The organism is Pseudomonas sp. BF-B-30 (genome assembly GCF_019956305.1).
Classification (GTDB): domain Bacteria; phylum Pseudomonadota; class Gammaproteobacteria; order Pseudomonadales; family Pseudomonadaceae; genus Aquipseudomonas; species Aquipseudomonas jessenii.
In genome coordinates this window covers 1-19,750 of record NZ_JAHBDG010000030.1, presented here as the reverse complement: position 1 = coordinate 19,750, position 19,750 = coordinate 1, and the positions used below count along the sequence as shown (strand labels likewise).

The following is a 19,750-nucleotide window of genomic DNA, read 5'->3' as shown; positions in this document are numbered from 1 at the left end:
CCGACGTTCAGTTGGCGATCACGCTCATGTTTCGCCCACTGGCCTTGGCCACGTACAGCGCCTTGTCTGCCGCACCAATCAGGTCTTCGGGGCGGACCGGGGACGCGGCATTGCTGGCACAGACGCCGACACTGACAGTCACGGTGCCTTCCGGGCTGTCACTGTGGGCAATGTCGGCCTGCAGTACCGCACGGCGGATTTTCTCCGCCACCAGAAATGCCCCCACATAGTCGCTGCCGGGCAGCACCACGGCAAACTCTTCGCCACCATAGCGGGCGGCCAGGTCACCGGGACGCTTGATGCTGTCCGTGATGATCGCACTGACCTTGCGCAAACACTCGTCACCGGCCAGGTGGCCGTAGCGGTCGTTGAACGGTTTGAAATGGTCGACATCAATCATCAACAGCGCCAATTCGGACTGGCTGCGTCGGGCACGGCCCATTTCGGCATCGATGAAAGCGTCGAGCTGACGGCGGTTGGCCAGCCCCGTCAGCGCGTCCTTCAGGGCCAGGCCTTCGAGGTTGCGATTGACCTCCAGGAGCTTGTCCTGGGTGTCCAGCAACTCGACCTGCACCAGGTTCTGCTGTTTCATCAGTTTGATAAGCCGAAACCCCAATACCCCGAGAAAACCCAGCAACAGCGTGACGATGCCGGTGCTGAGCAGCGTCTCCTTGCGCCAGCTGCCGAGCACTTCATCCTTGTTCAACGCGGTAAAAACGATCAGCGGATAACCCTCGACCCGGCGATACCCTATCACCCGCTCGACACCGTCGATGATCGACCTGATCGTCGCCGTACCCGCGTCGCCCTTGGGCAACAACTGGGTGAACAACGGGCTCTTGGCGAGGCTGGTGCCGATGTCCGCCTCCTTGAAGGGTCTGCGAATGACAATGCTGGCATTGTCGGCGATCAGGTTGATCACGCCGTTACTGCCCATGTCGATACTGTCGTAGAGCTGCAGGAAATGGCTGAGGTAAATCGTCGCCACCGCCACCCCGGCAAAGCTGCCGTCGGGATGATTGACCCGGCGCGAAACCGTCATGATCCATTCACCGCTCGAACGGCTCTTGATCGACGGCCCGATGTGCGGCCCACGACTGGGGTTATCGCGATGGAAGGTGAAGTATTCGCGGTCGGAATTGTTGACGCCGGTTTGGCCGGCGCCGTTGGAATTGGCGATCCATTGCCCTTTTTCGTCGAAAACGAACACGCCATGGAGCTGACTCAACTCACTGCGCTGGGCATTGAGCAATGCCGGCAGCCGGGATTGATCCACACCCTCGTGCTCCAGCCGATCGACCAGGGTGAACAACAGTGTGTCGGCCTGCTTGATCGTTGCCTGCGCTTGCGATGCCAGGGTCTGCGCAAGGTTGGACATCGTCACTTCCTTGTCATGCAGGTAGTACTGGCGCGAGCTCCAGGCTTCCCAGATCACGATAGCCACCATCGACAGGCACACTGCGAGCAGCAGGATCACCGCCGAGCGGACCTTGAGCCGGGGCACGGCTGGCCGGAGCATTTCAATATGATCGTTGATCGATGGATGTCCCATGGTGCTCCCTGATTGTCTGTGACAGGGCGATACTTCCTGATCGCCTCTTTTGCACTATGCCTGATACAGGCTCGCAATGATGTTAGCGCGACGCCTGCTTTACCGCCTCCAGCCACGCCGGATCCAGCCGCGTCTGTTCGGTGTCGATGCCCAGCGCTTGCATTCGTTCCTTGTGCTGATCCATTTCGCGGAGCAACTGGCCGTGGTCGCTGGAGTTGCCATCGAGTTGATGCATCTGGTTCAACCCCAAATGGTAGAAACGCAACAGCTTCATCGCAACCGAATCGCCCTTTTCCACGGCCGTCGTTACATGATGCATGACATTGGTAACGCTCATCAGGCTGCGCTTGAGTTGCCAACTGTAGACCGCCGGCGCCATCCATTCCTGGCGCCAGAACACCTTGCGCATCAACGCTGCCATCGCCAGCACCGCAACGAACACGCCACCGGCATTGAAGCGCAGATTGTCGCCTCCCGGCGTGCCGAACAGAGCCACCGCCGCCGTGGACAGCACCATCGCCAACGCCAGAAAGATCAGGGCAATGATGACCGTGCTGCGCCGGGTCTGTTGCCGGTAGGTCTGGGCGTTCATCGGCTGGATTTCGAACATTGCGTCGGGTTTCCTGAGCTTCAATGGTAAAAAGGGGTCTGAGGCAAAAAGACTGCGGGCCATTATCGCCTCTGCGCGGGATTTAGCTATGCTGGGGCTCCTTTTCATCTTTTCATCGTCAAGCAGGGACATGGCGAGACAGCGCAGTTCGTGCCATCTTCTTTCATGAATACACATTATTCGGATGCCATTCGTTGTTGTTGTGTGAATGACATCGTTTTAAGGATCATTGAATGACCCAACGCCAAGTTATCAACGCCTCCGTCAGTCCCAAAGGCAGCCTGGAAACACTCTCGCAACGGGAAGTCCAGCAATTGAGCGAAGCCGGTTCCGGCAGCACCTACACCCTCTTCCGCCAGTGCGCCCTGGCCATCCTCAACACCGGCGCCCATGTCGACAACGCCAAGACCATCCTTGAAGCCTACAAGGATTTTGAAATCCGCATTCACCAGCAGGACCGTGGCGTGCGCCTGGAACTGCTGAACGCCCCGGCCGACGCCTTCGTCGACGGTGAAATGATCGCCAGCACCCGGGAAATGCTGTTCAGCGCCCTGCGTGACATCGTCTACACCGAAAACGAACTCGACAGCCAACGCATCGACCTGAGCAGCTCCCAGGGCATCAGCGATTACGTCTTCCACCTGCTGCGCAACGCCCGCACCCTGCGCCCTGGCGTCGAGCCGAAGATCGTGGTGTGCTGGGGCGGGCACTCGATCAACACCGAAGAATACAAATACACCAAGAAAGTCGGCCACGAACTGGGCCTGCGCAGCCTGGACATCTGCACCGGTTGCGGCCCCGGCGTGATGAAAGGCCCGATGAAAGGCGCCACCATCGCCCACGCCAAGCAACGCATCCACGGCGGCCGCTACCTGGGCCTGACCGAACCCGGAATCATCGCCGCCGAGGCGCCGAACCCGATCGTCAACGAACTGGTGATCCTGCCGGACATCGAAAAACGCCTGGAAGCCTTCGTCCGCGTCGGCCACGGCATCATCATCTTCCCGGGCGGCGCCGGTACGGCCGAAGAGTTCCTGTACCTGCTGGGCATCCTGATGCACCCGGGCAATGAAGGCCTGCCCTTCCCGGTCATCCTCACCGGGCCGAAACACGCCGCGCCGTACCTGGAACAACTGGACGCATTCGTCGGTGCGACCCTGGGCGAAACCGCCAAGCAGCACTACCAGATCATCATCGATGACCCGGCCGAAGTGGCGCGGCAGATGACCCAGGGCCTCAAGGCGGTCAAGCAGTTCCGCCGCGAGCGCAACGACGCGTTCCACTTCAACTGGCTGCTGAAAATCGACGAAGGCTTCCAGCGCCCGTTCGACCCGACCCACGAAAACATGGCCAACCTGAAACTGAGCCTCGACCTGCCGTCCCACGAACTGGCAGCGAACCTGCGCCGCGCGTTCTCCGGCATCGTCGCCGGCAACGTCAAGGACAAGGGCATCCGCCTGATCGAAGAACACGGGCCGTACCAGATCCGTGGCGACGCGGCGATCATGCAACCGCTGGACCTGCTGCTCAAAGCCTTCGTCGCCCAACACCGGATGAAACTGCCGGGCGGCGCGGCGTATGTGCCGTGTTATCGGGTGGTGGCATAACCCTTTCGGTGTAATAACGCCGACATGAGCTTTACCGTCGCGAGCCGCAGTGAAAGCTGCGGTTCGCGGCACTCTATGGAAAGAAAAAAATGCGCCAACGTAATTCCGCCAGACTGCTGGTGATCAATCCCTCGCAACAGGTTCTGCTGTTTCACTTCCAACACAAAAACGATGCCCTCGCTGGCCAAAGCCACTGGGCGACACCCGGTGGGGGGCTTGAACAGGGTGAATCCTTTGAGGTTGCGGCGGTTCGTGAACTGTTTGAAGAGACGGGTTTACGCATCGACACGGTGGGTCCGAGCGTTGCAGAACGCAGTTTTCCGATGATGCTGCCAAGCGGCGAAACGGTGTTGTCCGTTGAGCGCTATTTCGTGGTTCATACCGACAGTGAACACCTGTCCCGTGAGGGATGGACGGCTAACGAAGTCCGGGTAATGGCTGACCATAAATGGTGGTCGGTGGCAGAGCTGCAAGAGACCCGAGAAACGGTGTGGCCGGAGCAGTTGATCACGATGCTGGAAAACGCCTGAAGCGTGCAAGCGAACACAACACCTGTGGCGAGGGGGCTTGCCCCCGTTCGGCTGCGCAGCAGTCGCAAATCCATTCAGCGCGGTCAGCCTGAAAAACCGCATTGCCTGATTTTGGGGCCGCTACGCAGCCCAACGGGGGCAAGCCCCCTCGCCACAAAGGTTCTGTGTTTAGTCCAATGGGGCAACATTATCCAGAGCGCGGTTGACCGCCAGGTCCGCCAGCATGATCACCTGCTGGATACCCAACAGCATGCTGCGTTGCGGGCCGTCCAGAAACGTGGCGAAATCAGTCGCCATCACGCTTGCTGAAGCCAGCGATTCACAGGCGTGGGCCAACAGGGTTTCGGTGTCGATGTTCGGGGCGATGACGAACATCGTGCTGGGATTGTGGGGGGCGATGCTTTTGAGGATGGCAGGTTTCAGGTGGATAGTTGATGCACGCTGACTGGTATCGGCTTTTGATTCGGGGGGATTGGGTGTGGGTTTGACCATGACGAAGCTCCTTGATTGATGGAGCCGCCACAATTCGCTGCGAAGCGAAGAAGGTGGCGGCCATACGCGGGTTCGCAGACCGGGAATCAAGGAACCCGGCAGACCCGAAAGTCTCCCGCGCACAGCCGCCATAACGCAAAACAGTGGGCGAACAAAAGCGCCAACTGCAAGGAAACGGTGGCGCTGAGCGCCTTGATTAACCTGGGCTGCGAAACCCGATCGCTGAATTTGCAGCGACCCGGCAACGATAGAATCAGGGTCCAAGGCCCACAAGCCGGCGGATTCTGGCGTAGTTGTAGGCAACGACGCAAGGCGGTGTAGCCTCACTCCTGGTCCTACAGCCGCCTCTGACATCCACAAATTCCTGTGGTGTGAGCCAAAGGATTATCGTTGGTTGTAAGACCGCCATCGCGAGCAAGCTCGCTCCCACAGAAGAGCAGAGCAAAAGCAGGGCCCCGTACCCCCACGCTCTTCACCACTCATCAGGCCGAGCGTTAGCTCGCCTGCAGCTTTTGATCTTGATCCACCCGCCCCCTCGGCAGGCTGAGCGGAGGTGTTCATCCGGGGATTGGCGCGCAGCGCCGTTCGACGCAGTCGAACACATCGCATGTAGGTGCCAGCGAAGCCAACCGGAGGGCGATGCCCCCGGATGAATGCCGGAGCGAAGGAACCCCGAGCCTCAGCGAGGGGCCGTACGTAAGGGGCGAGACCTTTTGGTTCCTTTTGGGGCGTTTGCCAAAAGGGACTCGCCGTAAGGGCGAAACCATAAGCAGCCGTTACCGCAGCAATGGATATGTACACGGTCAACAAAAGACAGGTCGGCTGTCAGGCCGCCTTCGCGAGCAAGCCCGCTCCCACAATTGGACCGGGTACATTTGGCGGAAATGTGTTGGCTGAAGGTTCAAGGCTGCAATGCCTGAGGTTCAGTGGACTGTGCTTTCGGCGGCCCGTCGGTGCCTTCGAGGGAGACTTTCTCGGCCACGAACTGCCAGTCCTTGTAGCTGGCCATGCCTTTGAAGTCCGCCCACTGGCTGGGAAAGTTCTCTTGCTTGAGCGGCTTCTGCTCGGACGGGCAGTACACACCGCTGATCCGCCCGTCGAAATCACGCATCAGCTCCCATTCGCCACCTGTCATCGGCTCCGGGTACAACTGTCGCAGATGATGCCTGGCCGACGGAAAACGCTCGTCCTGCAACAGGTCCTTGAGTTCTTTCGGATACTGGGCCATACCGGGCGAACTGCGGTAATAGCTGCGCAGCGCCTGGGCATATTGCGTACCGACCCAGAGCAACTGGTTTTCGCGATCGCGGCGCGCAGCGGTGGCCCACAACTCGCCGGCACTGGCCAGGCCCATGCCCAGCACGACGACCAGAAACAGCACACCCAGATAGGTGAAACCGTCCTGGTTCGAAGATTTACCACTCGGAATACAGGCTGCCATCACGCGCCCTCCCGCTGGCCCCACTCTTGATATCAGCCACCCCGCCCGCCACGCCATCCGGTGGCGCGACTATGACCCAGGTGTCCTTGCGCTCGGCAATCGGGTCCAGCGGCTGGTTGCGCAGGTAGCGCAGTTCGACCAGCTGCTCGATGGAATCGGGATAACGCCCGGTGTCTCCATAGTAATGATCCAGCGCCTCGCGCATGGACGACAGGCTCTGATGCAAGGTGGTCTCTTTGGAAGCTTCCAGGCTGCTGAAGTAGCGTGGCAAGGCGATCGTCATCAGGGTCGCGATGATTGCCATGACCACCATCAGTTCAATCAGGGTAAAGCCCTTTTGCCGACGCATATGCTCACCACTCTCGGTAGGCGATGCCATTGAGGCCCTTGCCGCGGGCCTTGGAGTAAACGTCAAAGACGTCCTGGCCCTCGCGCGGGTTCTCAGCCGAACTGTCATAGGAACGCAGGCCCCAGCCGCCCTCGTCGTCACGCTTGACGGCTGCCAGCGGGTCACGGGGGATACGCCGCAGGAAGTAGAACTTGGCGCCCTTTGCACTGCGCGTGTCACGCACACCCTCGACCAGTACTTGCAGGTTCGGCGGGTAGCCGCTGCTATCGAGCGACTTCTCGATGTAGCCCGCGTCGAAAGCTTGTTTGTAAGCGTCGATGGCATCGCGGATCTGGTACAGCGCGGTTCGCAGGTCCTGCTCTTTGCCCCGACGCACCACGGTCTCGGTCAGCGGTGCGGCCATGCCGGCCAGCAGGCCGACCAGGGCGAGCGTCACCACGACTTCGACCAGGGTAAAACCGCGTTGCGAGGCGTTCATGATCAAGGCTTCCCGACGGTAACGGTAGTGGCGATCGGGGCGGTCATGGGGTTGACCTGAACCGTGGTGCTCATCGAACGGTCCGGTGCCTGGATGTGCATGCTGGTTTCGGTACCGGTCGGGAATTCCATGTCCGACGGACTCTGGTACGGCAGATTGCGCACGATCCGCGGGGTGATCGACAGCACCAGTTCGGATTTGATGACGTCGTCCCTGTTGCTGCCGAACAGGCGACCCAGGCCGGGAATGTCGCCAAGGCCGGGAATCTTGTTGCCGGTGGCGCCGTGGTCGTCGCGCACCAGACCGGCGAGAATCTGGGTTTCGCCGTCATGCAGACGCAAGGTGGTCTGGGCGTTGCGGGTATCGACCTGGACCGGAATGGTGCCCTGAGCGGTCGGTGTCAGCGGCGTGGCGTTACTGACTTCCAGCGCGATCTTGATCGCCACTTCGTTGTTCAGGTGCACGATGGGCTGCACTTCGAGCTTCAGACCGACGTCGAGGTAGGTCACGCTTTCGGTGATCACCGGGCCCTGGGTCGAAGGCACCGAGGTGGCGCTGATGATCGGCACGCGCTGACCGATGTGGATGCGCGCCTGTTCGCGGTTGCTGACCCGAATCACGGGGCTGGCCAGGGTATTGATGTCCTTGTCCTGGGCATTGATCTTGGCCTGGGGCGATGGCGAGATCGTGATGCGGCCGGAGTTGATGCCCTTGAGCTGATCGAGAAGGGTCACCGCCGATCCGTCGCTGTTGACCACGCCGAAGGTGTTTGGCCATTGCAGGCCAAGGTCGAGAATGCGCTGGCGGGCGACTTCCATCACTTCCACTTCCAGCACCACTTCCGGGTTGGACTGGTCCTGCGATTGCAGGAGTTTTTCCGCCATGCGCACAGCGTCACCGGTATCGCGCATGGTCAGGGTGTTGAGGCGCTCATCGACGAACACGTCGCGGGTCTTGAGCATGGTCTTGATCATGTTCAACGCCGTGTTGGCATCGATGCTGGTCAGGTAGAAGGTGCGCATCACCAGCTCCTGGTAATCCTTGAGTTTCTGCGGCGAGTCCGGGTAGATCAGCACGGTGTTTTCATTGACCACTTTCTGATGCAGCTGGTTCTGTTGCAGCAGCAGATCCACGGCGTCTTCGATACGTACGTCACGTACGAAGATCGTGGCTTTCATGTCCGGGCGCAGGTCCTTGTCGAAGATGAAGTTCAGGCCGGCGACCTGGGACAGCACTTCGAAAATGGTCTTGAGGTTGGCATCGCGAAACTCCAGGGTCACCGGCCGGTCAAGGCGCGTGCGCAGTTGTGGGTACTGCACCACGTTGCGGCTCTGCACCAGGCGGATGCTGCCTTGCAGTTCCAGGGCGCCTTCGTTCTTCGGGTCCAGTTCGAGAATCTGTCTGACCTGGCGGTCGGCACCGTAGATGTCACCGCGACGCAGGTCGCCACGGGCCAGTTCGAGTTTCTCATCCATGCTGCGCAGGTAGTCGAGCTGGCGCAGGGAATCCTGGGCACGACGGTTGTTCGGTTCGATGTTCAAGACCCGGCTGTAAGTCATGCGGGCCCCGGCGAAATTACGCTGGGTGCGGTCCATGTCGGCCTGGGTCAGCAGCGCCGTCACGGCGCGGGCCCGTCCGCTGTTGAGAGCCATGTGCAGTTCGGTATCGCGAGGGTTTTCCCGCAATCCTTCTTCGATGCGCGCCAGACCGGCTTCATATTGGCCCGATTCGATCAGGGCCGAAGCTTCATCCCTGGCAACCTGCGCCGAACTGCATGCGGCCAGCCCCGCGCAGAGACAAAGGCTCATCAGCAAACGGGATTTGTTCATTCCGTACTCCCCACAGACAAGGTCTGCGCCAAATGCAGAGGCAGGTAGACCAGGCTCAGTTCCTTATCGGAAATCCGCTCGATCCGCCAGGTTTCGTCGATGACATCCCCTTTGCGCACGACGTATATTTTTTCGCCGCTCTGCAAAAACACCTGCAGATCGGAACGGTCATCCAGCCTGCCGACAAACTGGAAGGGCAACGGTGGTGCAGTGGGGACTTGCACCACAGGAGTAACGACTACCGATTGTTCAGTGACGGTGCCAAGGGCCGGCGCCGCTATCCAGCTGCGGGCGGCGAACAGGTCGCCTGCCGGGCTCAGGTCCTTGATCGGCGCCAGCGCAGCGGCGCTCGATGCAGCCGTCGATGCGCCAGGGGTCTTGCCCTTGGCTGGCGTAGCCACGGTGGCCACCGCAAGGTCGCTGTCGCCGGCCTGATTGAAGTATTCGGGGAGCCAGGCGAGCGCTGCCGCCACACCGAAGAACGCCACCCAACCCGACACTCGTTTGGTATTCATCATGACCTCGACAGGTAAAGGGTCATGCGGATCCGCCCGGTCAGGTCGGTATCGGCGATATTCTTGCGCTGTAGCTCCACATCCTCGAGCACCACCGCCGGCAACTGGCCGAGCAAGGCGTGCAGGAAACGCCGCAGTTGCGGATAGCTGCCACGTACCGGCAGCAGAATCTGATAACGGGCCAGGTGGGTCTTGGGGTCCACGCCCAGGGAGTATTCACCCCGGGACAAGGTGATGCGTTCCTGGGCAGCCAGGGCGTAGATCTTGTCGATGGCCACGGTGGCCTGGGGCTGGGACGGCAACTTGCTGCGAAAATCGTCGAGCTGGCGCTGCGGCACCACCGGCGCGGCCACGCTGCCGTCTTCGACCTTGGCCAGGTACTCGGTGGCTTCGCGAGTCTGCTGGCTGAGGCTTTGCAGCGACTCCCAGTCGGGCAGCAACCCCACCAGGCCATAGCTCAGCGCCAGCACCAGCATGGCCATCCCTGCCAGCCCCGGAACGCCCAGGCCTTGCAGGTATTCGTGGACGATCAATTTATGGATTTGCATCGCCGATCTCCCAGGTAGCCGACAGGTTGAACTGCACCGGGTGTTCCGGCACGTTGGCGACAATTTCGTGGCTCAGCAGCGATACGTCGGACAGCTCGTCGCTGGCTTCGAGACGGCGGTGGAAATCGAGCATGGCGTCCAGGTCCAGCGCTTCGGCGCTGATCCGCACCTGGCCCTTGCGGGCGTCCGGGGTCAGGGTCAGCAGGGCAATGTTGTCCCGCGGCATGGCTTCGAGGGTGGCGAACAGGCGTTCCCAAGGGCGGCGCAACTGCTGGGAGACCTTGCGCATTTCCGCCAGGTTATGCGCCTGCTCGCGAATTTGCGCCGGGGTCAGGCTGAGCTTGCTGCCGGTATCGCCGGTGAGCACTCGCTGTGTGATTTGCAGATGACCTTGCTGTTGTTCGGCCTCGTGGCTCAGGTGCTGTTGCACCAGCAGGCAGGTCAGTGTCAGCACCACGCCACCGGCCAGCAGGCTCCAGCCCAAGGGGCCTGCACGGCGGCGCGGCTGAAAGTCGAGCATCAGGGGACGCATGTCAGACCACCGCCCGAGACATGAGGTACAGGCAATCGCGTACGGCTGTCCGGTCTTCTTCGAGGGTGCGCAGATGCACACCAGGCACGTCAGGAGGCGAATCGATGCGCGCCGGTGCATGCAGGTAGACATTCAACGGCCGTTCGCTGCTGGAAGCCTGCAACTGGTGTTCACGACCGATCAACGCGGTCAGCGCCGCATCGCTGTCGCTGCTGCCCACCGATCGCACCGAGGTCCAGCGCCCTTCCCTGGCCAGCAGCAACACGCTGCGCACCGGTTCGGCGACCACGAACAGGAAATCCCCGGCCTCAAAGCTTTTGTCGAAATGGTTGAACGCCGTCATCAGGTACGGCTGCACCGAACGCAAGCGCAAACCGCGAGCCCTGACCAGGGCGCGCAGGCGTTCGAGCAAGTCCTGTGGCAGCGCGGTGGCGATGCGGTCGTAACCGGCGGGTTCGGCCGAGAGCACCAGGCTCCAGGGTTGTGTCGGGGCACCGTAGAGGTCTTCGAAACACAGTTGGGCGAAGCCGAGCAATTCGGCCGGGCTACTGATCTGCTCACTCCAGGGCACCAGGCAATAGCGGCTGAAGTGCCCGGAGATCACCACCGTCAGTTCCGCCCTGGCAACGGTGTGTTCGGCCAACAAACGGTCGAGGGTATCGAGGGCCACCGTCCAGGCCTGGAAGCCTTCGTCAATGTAGCCGACGCTGCCCAGCCAGTGGGTTGCAGCACCTTGCCGCTGCCCCAGGCCAACACCGCTTGCGCCGAGCACGGCGACAAATTGCTCACGAGATAAAAGTGACACGATTGATCTCCTCGAGAGTCGTCCGGCCTTGTTCCACCATCTCCAGCGCCGACTCGCGCAACAGGCGCAAGCCACGTTTGCAGGCGTGCGCCTTGATTTTCGAAATGGGTTGGCGCTCGACGATCATTTGCCGCAATTCGTCGTCCAGGTGCAGCAACTCGGCAATTGCGCTACGCCCGCGATAACCGGTGCCCCGGCAATGTCCGCAGCCCTTGCCATGGACGAACCGGTAGTGAGCGACCTTTTGCGGATCAAGCCCCGAGACCTCCAGCTCTTCTTGCGTCGGGCTGTAGGGGCTGCTGCAACTGGTGCAGACCAGGCGGATCAAACGCTGGGCCAGTACGGCATTGAGTGCCGAGACCAGGCTGTAGGGATCGATTTCCATCTGGGTGAAACGGCCGATGACGTCGAACACGTTGTTGGCGTGAATGGTGGTGAACACCAGGTGACCGGTGAGCGCCGATTGCACGGCGATCTGTGCGGTGTCCGGGTCGCGGATTTCACCGACCATGATCTTGTCCGGGTCATGGCGCAGGATCGAGCGCAGGCCCCGGGCGAAGGTCAGGCCTTTCTTCTCGTTGACGGGGATTTGCAGCACGCCCGGCAGTTGATATTCCACCGGGTCCTCAATAGTGATGATCTTGTCCACGCCGTGGTTGATCTCGGTGATCATCGCGTACAGGGTGGTGGTCTTGCCGCTACCGGTCGGCCCGGTTACCAGCACCATGCCGTAGGGTTCGGCGGCCAGCCGGCGCAGCTGGCGCAGGGTTTCTTCTTCAAAGCCCAGGGCCTGCAACTGCACGCCACAGACCTTGTCCGCCAGGTCCTGTTTGTCGAGTACCCGCAGCACCGCGTCTTCGCCAAAAATGCTCGGCATGATCGACACCCGGAAGTCGATCTGCCGGCCGCTGATGCCGATCTTGAAGCGACCATCCTGGGGCACGCGTTTTTCGCCAATGTCCAGTTCGGCCATGACCTTGACCCGGGAAATAACTTGCTCGGCGAACTCGCTGCCCTGGATTTTGCTGATGTTGTTGAGCACGCCGTCGATCCGGTACTTGATCACCAGGCCGCTGCCGGTGGTGCCGAGGTGGATGTCGCTGGCGTGCATTTTCAGCGCGTCGTACAGGGTCGAGTTGACCAGTTTGACCACGACGCTGGAGTCTTCGCTGATGCTGGTCAGGGACAGGCTTTGCAGGTTATCGGTTTCGGCGCCGGCGTCGCTCTGGGCGTTGAGCGACTCCACCGCATGGAAGCTTTCTTCGTGACGCGCCAGATAGGCCTTCAGGTCATCGGCATGCACCAGGTACAGCGGCGCGCCTTGCAGGCACTCATCGATCCAGGCCAGGCGTGCACTGTCGAAGGGGTCGGCGAACACACCGATGACCGCATCGTTGTGACGCAACAGGGTGAATTCGCGCTTGAGGCATTGGGCCAGGGTCACCCGGTCGAACACCGGCGTGGAATTGAACAGGCTGTCGGTGTCGAGCACCGGGTAGTGCAGGGTTACGCCGAGGCATTGAATGAAAGGCATGGGAGCCAGTGCGCACAGCCGCCCCAGGGCGTCCAGCATCCGCTCGCCGGAACTGGTGGCCAGGGCTCGGGCCTGGGCCAGTTGCTCACTGGTAAAACGAGTCGGTGAACATTCCGGTTGCGCCGGTTCTACGGCAAAGGATAGACGGTCCATGGCTTGCTCTCCTACGCCCGGGGCTTTGGGCCCTGTCGGCGCGGCGAGCCATTCGGCGGAGGCCGGAACGTCTTGTCGCGCCACTACTCCCCGGTGAGCAACTGTTCGTCGTCTGGTGCCTTGGAGGCCGATGTACTTTTTCGGCGATCTGCCAGCACCCAGCTACCGTCGTACAACTGCAGCGGGAAACTCTCGGTCCTGCTCTGGCGTCGTTCGACAAAGCCTTCGGAAGTGCTCACCCCCACTTTGGGTTCGCGTTGCCTGCCCAGAAGATCAAGCACGGCACGGGCCAATTCCGCCAATGGAAACGGTTTGAACAGGATATGGCTGACGCCCAGTTGCCGGGCCCGCTCGCAAACCTCTGCGGTTGGATGCCCTGTGATCAGCACGAAATGACACTTCCTGTTCTGGCGGACGGCATCGAGCACCTGAAAGCCTTCCATATCGGGCAAGCGGTAATCGAACACCATCACATCGGGCGCGAAATCATCGGCTTCAGCGATTCCTTTCGCACCGTCGTGGGCAATCCGGACTTCCAGTGCTTGCGCCTGCAGGTAATCCTGGAGGTTCTGCGCCAGCAACTGTTCGTCATCAACAACCAGTACTTTATTCAACAAGGTGGACTCCTTGAAACCGCAGGTCCGGATTTTGAACCTGACGGAGTGCGCGTCCTGACAGGACTAACGCACACTTCATGCCAGGCTGGGCACCGGTAATTTGAAGACTTCATGTCCTTGAATTTAAAAAACAATGCCTTTTCGTAGCGCAGTTCCATCCCCCAAAAACGGGGAAAGCGACGTGATTGGCACTGGACTTTTCCCCCCACTGTTGGGGAAACCCCCTATTGATCGGCAATCCGTTCGATTCGATTGCGCGAGCGCAATGGCGCCGACGCCCTCATCCCGGTTAAGCGTAGCCCTGCGGTTTCGCCAGTGGAAGCGTCTGCACCGGGCGGTATCGAGTTTCATGATCGGCCTCCGGTCAGGGCGTGGCAGCAATGGGTTTATAGGGCGCGACCAAATAGAAACGCTGGTCCGGCAGATCCACCGTGACGATATGGGCACCGCTCAAGCCCAGGCGCCGGCCCGGACCAAAGCTGATCAGCGGTGTCAGCCCGGTATCGAAGTCACGCAAGCCTTCCAGGGCCCTGACCAGCTTCTCGCGACTGGCATTGCGCCCGGCCTGCTTCATGCCTTCGCTGAGCAGCATCATCGAACTGAACGCGCCCACTTGCAGCACCGCATGCTGGCCACCGAGGCCCTGGTGTTCGCGCAACTGGGTCAAGGCCAGGCGCCCAGCCTGAGTCCAGTCGCTGGGCACGAACGGATAGGCCAGGAACACCCGTCGGGAAAATCCGCTGGGCACCTGCATCAGATTGCCCGCCACCTGGTTCGAGGCGGCGAACAGGTAAGGCACCTGCCCCGCCGTTTGCAAACGCTCGGCCAGACGACTGAAGCCGCTGCTGCTGCCCAGGTAAAACACCGAGCGCGACCCCAAGGGAAAATCATCCCCGGCCGGGTCATAGGCTTGCAGGCGCACCTTTTGCCAGGCGTGCCCCTGCAAGTACTTGCCGAGCTCCTGCGCCGCCAGCCGTTGGCCGGGTTCGTCCGGGTAGGCGATCAGCGTCGGCCCCTGAAGCACCCGCAGGCTCGCACTGGCGTAGTTGGCCAGGGCGATCAATTGGTCGCGAAGGCCCGGCAGTGGCTCGAATATCTGCGGGCTGGTGTGGAGCGTGCCCTGCAAGGACAGCGGCCCGATCAGGGGAATGCCGGCCTGTTCCAGACGCATGGCGAAGTTCAGGTCCAATGCCGGCGCCATCGGTGCGATCAGGGCAAACACCTGCTCTTCATTGATCAACCGGTCCAGCGCCTTTTCGGCACTGGCGCGGTCGGCGCCGGGGTCGAGGATGGTCAGGCGCAACTGCCGGCCATGAATTCCGCCCGCCTCGTTGATGCGCGCCACGCAGCCATTGAGCACCGCTGCCACCGTGATGCCCTCCTCGCCCAAGGGGCCGGAACCCGGCAACAACGTACCCAGGTGCAGACTGTCGGGGGCCAGTCCCGGAACGCGGTCTTCGGCCAGGTGCTTGAGGTACGCCGTGAGGTTGCGTTGGTCGATCATCGACAACACGAACCGTGGCATCGTCGGATCGAGCCGATTGTTGCCCGGGTCGCGCCCCTCTTGCACCGCCCGCGCCAGGGTGATTTCGCTGTAGGCCGGATAACTGCGGCCGTTGATGTGCTGCTGGCCTTGGCTGCTGGCCAGTCGCGACCAGCGCAGGTCCGGCGGTCGCACCTCGCCTTCCGGGCGCCCGAGGCCATCCTCGCCATGACAATTGGCGCACGGCACGCGGGTGGCCGGCAGCAGCACGCCCGCTGCGCCGACCCGGACCATGATCGGTTCGCCGCTGGCCGACACGCCTTCGTGGTACAACCGTTTACCGGCACTTTCGCTGAGGCTCAGCGGCAGCGCCTGGGCGGTGAGCGCGATGCTGCCGAAGAGCAGCAGGCCAAGGACGAGGGCAGTATTCATGGCCGTGGCTCAGCGACTGGCCACGGGCATTGTCAGCAACTGCAAGCGCTGGGCAATGGCGGCGGCCGGGGCGGCGGGACGGATTTTGCTCCAGCGTCTGTTCGCCGCGTCACCGACGATCAACCGTGTGGAGTGCTGCAAGGGGGTCGGCACGATCTGGTCGATGCGACCCCATACAAGGTCCATTTGCACCTTGTCTTCGGTAAGAAAAAACCAGTGGGGCCCATCGATGCCCTGTTTCAAGGTGCAAGCCTTGAGTACCGCTGGCGTGTTGCGCAGCGGATCACTGGTAAGGGAGATAAAGGTGCTGCCGTTCTGGTCCTGCAAGGGTGTGTCGGGGAAGCAGGTTTTCCTGTCGATGGCGCTCATGGCTGGTGCTCCATGGCGATGGCGGTGTGCTTGGCGTGGGCGTTGCGTTCGCCTCTGAGCCTCTCGACGGCCCGGGCCAGCTCTGTCGGTTCGGTGAGACCGTAGTAGCGGGTCCAGTAGCGGTTGTTGCCGTCCCCCACCAGAATCAGTGGCGAGTGATTCTCGAAGTCACCGCTGTAGACGCCCAGGCCCTTGAGGGTGGCATCGACCGCCTGCGGCGAACCGGTCAGCCAGCTCCAGCCCGGCCCTTTCTGGAAGGTGCGGGCGTAGTCGTTCAGGCGTTGGGGATCATCATGCTGTGGGTCGATGCTGATGGACACCAATTGCACCTCGGTGCCGACCCGCGCGCCCAACTGTTTCTGCACCCTGCCCATGATCGAGGACATCACCGGGCAGACCGTGGTGCAACGGGTGTAAATGAAACCCATGACCACGATTTTGTTGCTGACCAGGTCTTTTTCCAGGTTGACGACCTTGCCGTTCTGGTCCAGCAGGGCCACGTCGGCAAATCTGATCCGGGCGTTCTCCGGGCTGGCGGTGCTGGCCGCCATGTCGTGCCCGGTGTGCTCGTCCGCCGAGTGAGCCAGCGCCTGGTCGATACCGAAGGCCAACAGGCAAAACGTCAGCAGGCCGCAATGCGCGAATCGGTCCATGTCGGTTTCCTCGTTAGTGGGTATCACCGGGATTGACCCGAAATTCCGGCACGACGCCGGACAAGGGTTGGTCCTGTTTTCAGCAACATTCCTCTTTACCGATCTGTACCTGTCTTACCCGCCCCGTTGTGGGAGCGAGCTTGCTCGCGATAGCGGACTGACAGTCGACATCGTTGGCGAGTGGAAAGCAGTCATCGCGAGCAAGCTCGCTCCCACAGGGGGGGTAAGCAAATCAATCAAGGACCAAGCGTGGGATATGCCAATCATGGACTCGGGCCTCGCTGCGGGTTATCGGGGGAACACTTCGATAAATCGTCCGGAGCAATCCGCATGCCACAAAAAAATACTTTATTAATCAGATTGTTATGATCACGACTTGATTGGTCGGGGGATATTCCCCACCCAATCCCCCCACTTTTTCGCCGGGGCCACTATTCCCCACTATTGGGGAAATTTCCCCGGGTGTTCGATCACAGCGGCGCATCCGCGGGCAACCCCTGCAAACGCCGATACTGGTTCAGCACACTGGGCACATAACGCTGGGTTTCGGCGAACGGCGGGACTACGTTGCCCCGGCTGAGCACCGCTTGCGGGCCGGCGTTGTAGGCCGCCACGGCAAGCCGGATATCGTTGTCGAACATCGTCATCAGGCGCTTGAGATAGCGGGCGCCACCCTGGATGTTGGCCTTGGGGTCGTAGACATTGGTCACCCCCATTTCGCGGGCGGTGGCGGGCATCAATTGCATCAGCCCGCGAGCGCCCTTGGGTGAGGTGGCGCGGGCGTTGTAGCTCGATTCGGTCTTGATCACTGCGTGCAGCAGCGCCGCCGGCAGTTCGTTGGCCGTGGCCGCCGCCGCCACCAGCTCGGCATAGGGTTGCGCGGCGATCATCTGCGGTTGCTGATCGAGGCTGACCACCGGCGCATCGGGCTCACGAATCACCCGCTCATAGTGGCGTCCGGGGCGGTGGACATTGGACAGGACGTAGCTGCCGTTGGCGTCCACGGAAACAAACACATCGGCCTGTGCGGCGCTGGCCAACACAAGGAAACCCAGCAATCCGGCGGTGAGTGTCTTCATTGTTATACCTCCCCTTTCCGGCCCCGAAAATTGGGGGTATTGCCCCAATGGCCAGTCGTGCACCAGCCATACGCAAGCACTGTGCCGTAAGCGAGAAGGCCCGCAGCAAGGGGGCGCGCAAGGGTCGGCAATCGTGAGCATGGCAATTGCATGCAACTACATGGCAACTCTGCTGCCGACTGTTATGAGGTCATCATGAATCAGCGACTGTGTTATGCCCGGCGAACCCAAAGCGGGTTCACCTTGCTCGAACTGTTGGTGGTGCTGGTGGTACTGGGGCTGTTGGCCGGCATCGTGGCGCCGAAGTATTTCGCCCAACTGGGCCGCTCCGAAGTGAAAGTGGCCAAGGCGCAGATAGAAGGCTTGAGCAAGGCCCTGGACCTTTACCGCCTGGAAGTTGGCCATTACCCGTCCACCGAACAGGGTTTGCAGGCGCTGGTCACCGCCCCCGCCGACGAACCGCGCTGGACCGGCCCGTACCTGCAGAAAAAACTCCCGCAAGACCCCTGGGGCCGCAACTACGCCTATCGCTATCCCGGTGAAAACAGCGAGTACGACCTGTTGTCCATGGGCAAGGACGGGCAGCCCGGTGGCGAAGGCGAGAACGCCGAAGTCACCAACTGGAACTGACGGGAATGGCGACCATGCGCTTTCATCTCAAGGCTGTCGGCAAGGCCGGTGTGGTCTCGATGACCGTCGAGGCACCGGGGCACAGCGAAGCCAGGCGCATCGCCGAAGATCAGGGCCTGCGGGTGGTCAGCCTGCACGCCGAACGACATTGGCGCGCCTTGCGCCTGCACAAGCGCGAGACGTTCAACCTGGTGTTGTTCAGCCAGGAACTGACCACCCTGCTCAACGCCGGCCTGCCGTTGATCGATGCCCTGGAAAGCCTGGCGGAAAAGGAAAACGCGCCACAGGCCCGCAAGACCTTGAACGAGTTGGTCCGCCTGCTTTACGAGGGCAAATCGTTTTCCCAGGCCCTGAGCCAGCTGTCGGCGGTTTTCCCCCCGTTGTACGTGGCGCTGGTGCAGTCCAGTGAAAAGACTGGCGCCGTGGGCAATGCCCTGGGCCGTTATGTCAGCTATCGCCAACGCATGGACGAGGTTCGCCAAAAGATCATCAGCGCGTCGATCTACCCCTTGCTGTTGCTGGTGGTGGGCGGTGGCGTGGTTTTGTTTTTGATGGGGTATGTCGTGCCGCGCTTCAGCCTGGTGTTTGAAGGACTGGGGTCGAACCTGCCCTGGATGTCGCAGATCCTGATGAGCAGCGGCATGTTCCTGCACGCCCACCAGGGTGAATTCTTCGGTGGCTTGTTGGCCATCATCGTCGCCCTCACCCTGCTTCAGCGTCAGCCGGCCTTTCGTCGGGGGCTGGACCACCTGATCGAAAAACTCCCTGCGGTGCACCAGCGCATCTTCATGTATGAACTGGCGCGCTTCTACCGTTCACTGGGGATTCTGCTGCAAGGCGGCATTCCCCTGGTCACCGCCATGGGCATGGTCCGTGGCCTGCTCACCGTCGCCTCCCGCACGCGCCTGGACCAGGCCTGCGACCGGGTGCGCGAGGGGCAATCACTCTCTGCCGCGCTGGAACTCAATCACCTGGTGACCCCCGTGTCCCTGCGCCTGCTGCGAGCCGGCGAACAGTCCGGCAACCTCGGGCAGATGATGGAGCGCAGCGCCGACTTCTACGACGAAGAAATCAGCCGCTGGATCGAATGGTTCGTGCGGCTGTTCGAACCCTTGCTCATGACCTTCATCGGTCTGTTGATCGGGGTGATCGTGATCCTGATGTACATCCCGATTTTTGAACTGGCCTCGAGCATTCACTGACTCTTTGAAACTGACCCTTCAGACGCGGGTCCAGCTGAACGCTGCACTCTTTTTCAATGTTCCCGCCGAATAAATCGGTGCGCTGAACTGTTCATCAAGTTCCCACGGGGAAAAATCAGCACATTGCACTGTTCATGAAGGTTCCAATCTGAATTACAGGACGGAGAACGACATGCTCATCAATAAGCTTTTACTGGCAGTAGCTATTGGCGCGGTTCTGTCGGCGTCTACCGTATTGATTCCGGACAGTCTGTCTGGAGTTTCCAGTGCTCAGGCCAAGGATGGGGGTAGCGGTGGCGGTGGTGGCGGC

General features: G+C 61.2%; 20 protein-coding genes and 1 pseudogene. 4 read left to right on the top strand and 17 right to left on the bottom strand.

Annotation, left to right across the window (positions count from 1 at the left end):
* Positions 1-7 precede the first annotated feature (7 nt).
* Positions 8-1,552, bottom strand: coding sequence for a sensor domain-containing diguanylate cyclase (locus tag KGB29_RS16400; RefSeq protein ID WP_102672566.1), 1,545 nt, complete (start codon positions 1,550-1,552; stop codon positions 8-10).
* Positions 1,553-1,634: 82 nt separating this feature from the next.
* Positions 1,635-2,162 (bottom strand): DUF3087 family protein, encoded by a 528-nt coding sequence (locus tag KGB29_RS16395; RefSeq protein WP_150814691.1) that lies wholly within the window; start codon positions 2,160-2,162, stop codon positions 1,635-1,637.
* Between the two features lie 233 nt (positions 2,163-2,395).
* On the opposite strand from KGB29_RS16395, the gene ppnN reads away from it, so the two are divergent.
* Together ppnN and KGB29_RS16385 are read left to right on the top strand one after the other, a co-directional pair.
* The gene (gene ppnN / locus KGB29_RS16390) at positions 2,396-3,769 is read left to right on the top strand and encodes a nucleotide 5'-monophosphate nucleosidase PpnN (RefSeq protein ID WP_057715483.1); all 1,374 of its coding nucleotides are present in this window, start codon (positions 2,396-2,398) and stop codon (positions 3,767-3,769) included.
* 89 nt (positions 3,770-3,858) lie between these two features.
* Entirely contained in the window at positions 3,859-4,299 is a 441-nt protein-coding gene (locus KGB29_RS16385) for an NUDIX hydrolase (protein ID WP_150814692.1), read from the top strand.
* A gap of 168 nt (positions 4,300-4,467) precedes the next feature.
* On the opposite strand, the gene KGB29_RS16380 is transcribed toward KGB29_RS16385, so the two are convergent.
* The 15 genes and pseudogenes from KGB29_RS16380 to KGB29_RS16310 form a co-directional block, all read right to left on the bottom strand.
* Complete coding sequence (locus tag KGB29_RS16380; RefSeq protein ID WP_150814693.1) at positions 4,468-4,791, bottom strand: DUF6124 family protein; 324 nt, start codon at positions 4,789-4,791, stop codon at positions 4,468-4,470.
* Positions 4,792-5,692: 901 nt separating this feature from the next.
* Entirely contained in the window at positions 5,693-6,232 is a 540-nt protein-coding gene (locus tag KGB29_RS16375) for a type II secretion system protein (RefSeq protein ID WP_150814694.1), read from the bottom strand.
* Complete coding sequence (locus tag KGB29_RS16370) at positions 6,207-6,581, bottom strand: type II secretion system protein (RefSeq protein WP_057715487.1); 375 nt, start codon at positions 6,579-6,581, stop codon at positions 6,207-6,209. The genes KGB29_RS16375 and KGB29_RS16370 overlap by 26 nt, the downstream gene beginning before the upstream one ends.
* A gap of 4 nt (positions 6,582-6,585) precedes the next feature.
* Positions 6,586-7,059, bottom strand: a complete 474-nt coding sequence (locus KGB29_RS16365) for a type II secretion system protein (protein ID WP_090454714.1) — start codon at positions 7,057-7,059, stop codon at positions 6,586-6,588.
* Positions 7,060-7,061: 2 nt separating this feature from the next.
* A complete protein-coding gene (locus tag KGB29_RS16360) occupies positions 7,062-8,888 on the bottom strand; it encodes a secretin N-terminal domain-containing protein (protein WP_090454713.1) in 1,827 nt (608 codons plus the stop codon).
* Complete coding sequence (locus tag KGB29_RS16355) at positions 8,885-9,403, bottom strand: hypothetical protein (RefSeq protein ID WP_150814695.1); 519 nt, start codon at positions 9,401-9,403, stop codon at positions 8,885-8,887. Before KGB29_RS16355 ends, KGB29_RS16360 begins: the two co-directional genes overlap by 4 nt.
* Positions 9,403-9,951: a GspMb/PilO family protein gene (locus KGB29_RS16350; protein ID WP_150814696.1), complete on the bottom strand. Its 549-nt coding sequence runs from the start codon at positions 9,949-9,951 to the stop codon at positions 9,403-9,405. The genes KGB29_RS16355 and KGB29_RS16350 overlap by 1 nt, the downstream gene beginning before the upstream one ends.
* Positions 9,938-10,483 carry a PilN domain-containing protein gene (locus KGB29_RS16345; protein WP_057715492.1) on the bottom strand — a complete coding sequence of 182 codons (546 nt, stop codon included), beginning with the start codon at positions 10,481-10,483 and terminating at the stop codon, positions 9,938-9,940. Before KGB29_RS16345 ends, KGB29_RS16350 begins: the two co-directional genes overlap by 14 nt.
* 1 nt (position 10,484) lies before the next feature.
* Positions 10,485-11,288, bottom strand: coding sequence for a hypothetical protein (locus KGB29_RS16340; protein ID WP_223616460.1), 804 nt, complete (start codon positions 11,286-11,288; stop codon positions 10,485-10,487).
* Complete coding sequence (locus KGB29_RS16335) at positions 11,269-12,975, bottom strand: GspE/PulE family protein (RefSeq protein WP_150814697.1); 1,707 nt, start codon at positions 12,973-12,975, stop codon at positions 11,269-11,271. Before KGB29_RS16335 ends, KGB29_RS16340 begins: the two co-directional genes overlap by 20 nt.
* Before the next feature lie 83 nt (positions 12,976-13,058).
* On the bottom strand, positions 13,059-13,592 hold the full coding sequence (locus tag KGB29_RS16330; RefSeq protein WP_150814698.1) for a response regulator: 534 nt from the start codon (positions 13,590-13,592) through the stop codon (positions 13,059-13,061).
* A 364-nt stretch (positions 13,593-13,956) separates the two neighbouring features.
* Entirely contained in the window at positions 13,957-15,507 is a 1,551-nt protein-coding gene (locus KGB29_RS16325) for an ABC transporter substrate-binding protein (protein ID WP_150814699.1), read from the bottom strand.
* A gap of 9 nt (positions 15,508-15,516) precedes the next feature.
* Positions 15,517-15,885 (bottom strand): annotated as a pseudogene (locus KGB29_RS16320) (hypothetical protein); the annotation flags it as partial.
* Complete coding sequence (locus tag KGB29_RS16315; RefSeq protein ID WP_150814701.1) at positions 15,873-16,529, bottom strand: SCO family protein; 657 nt, start codon at positions 16,527-16,529, stop codon at positions 15,873-15,875. The pseudogene KGB29_RS16320 and the gene KGB29_RS16315, both read right to left, overlap by 13 nt.
* Positions 16,530-16,999: 470 nt before the next feature.
* Positions 17,000-17,608, bottom strand: coding sequence for a transglycosylase SLT domain-containing protein (locus KGB29_RS16310; protein WP_102672815.1), 609 nt, complete (start codon positions 17,606-17,608; stop codon positions 17,000-17,002).
* A gap of 195 nt (positions 17,609-17,803) precedes the next feature.
* Between KGB29_RS16310 and gspG the strand changes: the two genes are divergently transcribed.
* On the top strand, positions 17,804-18,238 hold the full coding sequence (gene gspG / locus KGB29_RS16305; protein ID WP_057715501.1) for a type II secretion system major pseudopilin GspG: 435 nt from the start codon (positions 17,804-17,806) through the stop codon (positions 18,236-18,238).
* Between the two features lie 14 nt (positions 18,239-18,252).
* Positions 18,253-19,440 carry a type II secretion system F family protein gene (locus KGB29_RS16300; RefSeq protein ID WP_150814702.1) on the top strand — a complete coding sequence of 396 codons (1,188 nt, stop codon included), beginning with the start codon at positions 18,253-18,255 and terminating at the stop codon, positions 19,438-19,440.
* Positions 19,441-19,750 lie beyond the last annotated feature (310 nt).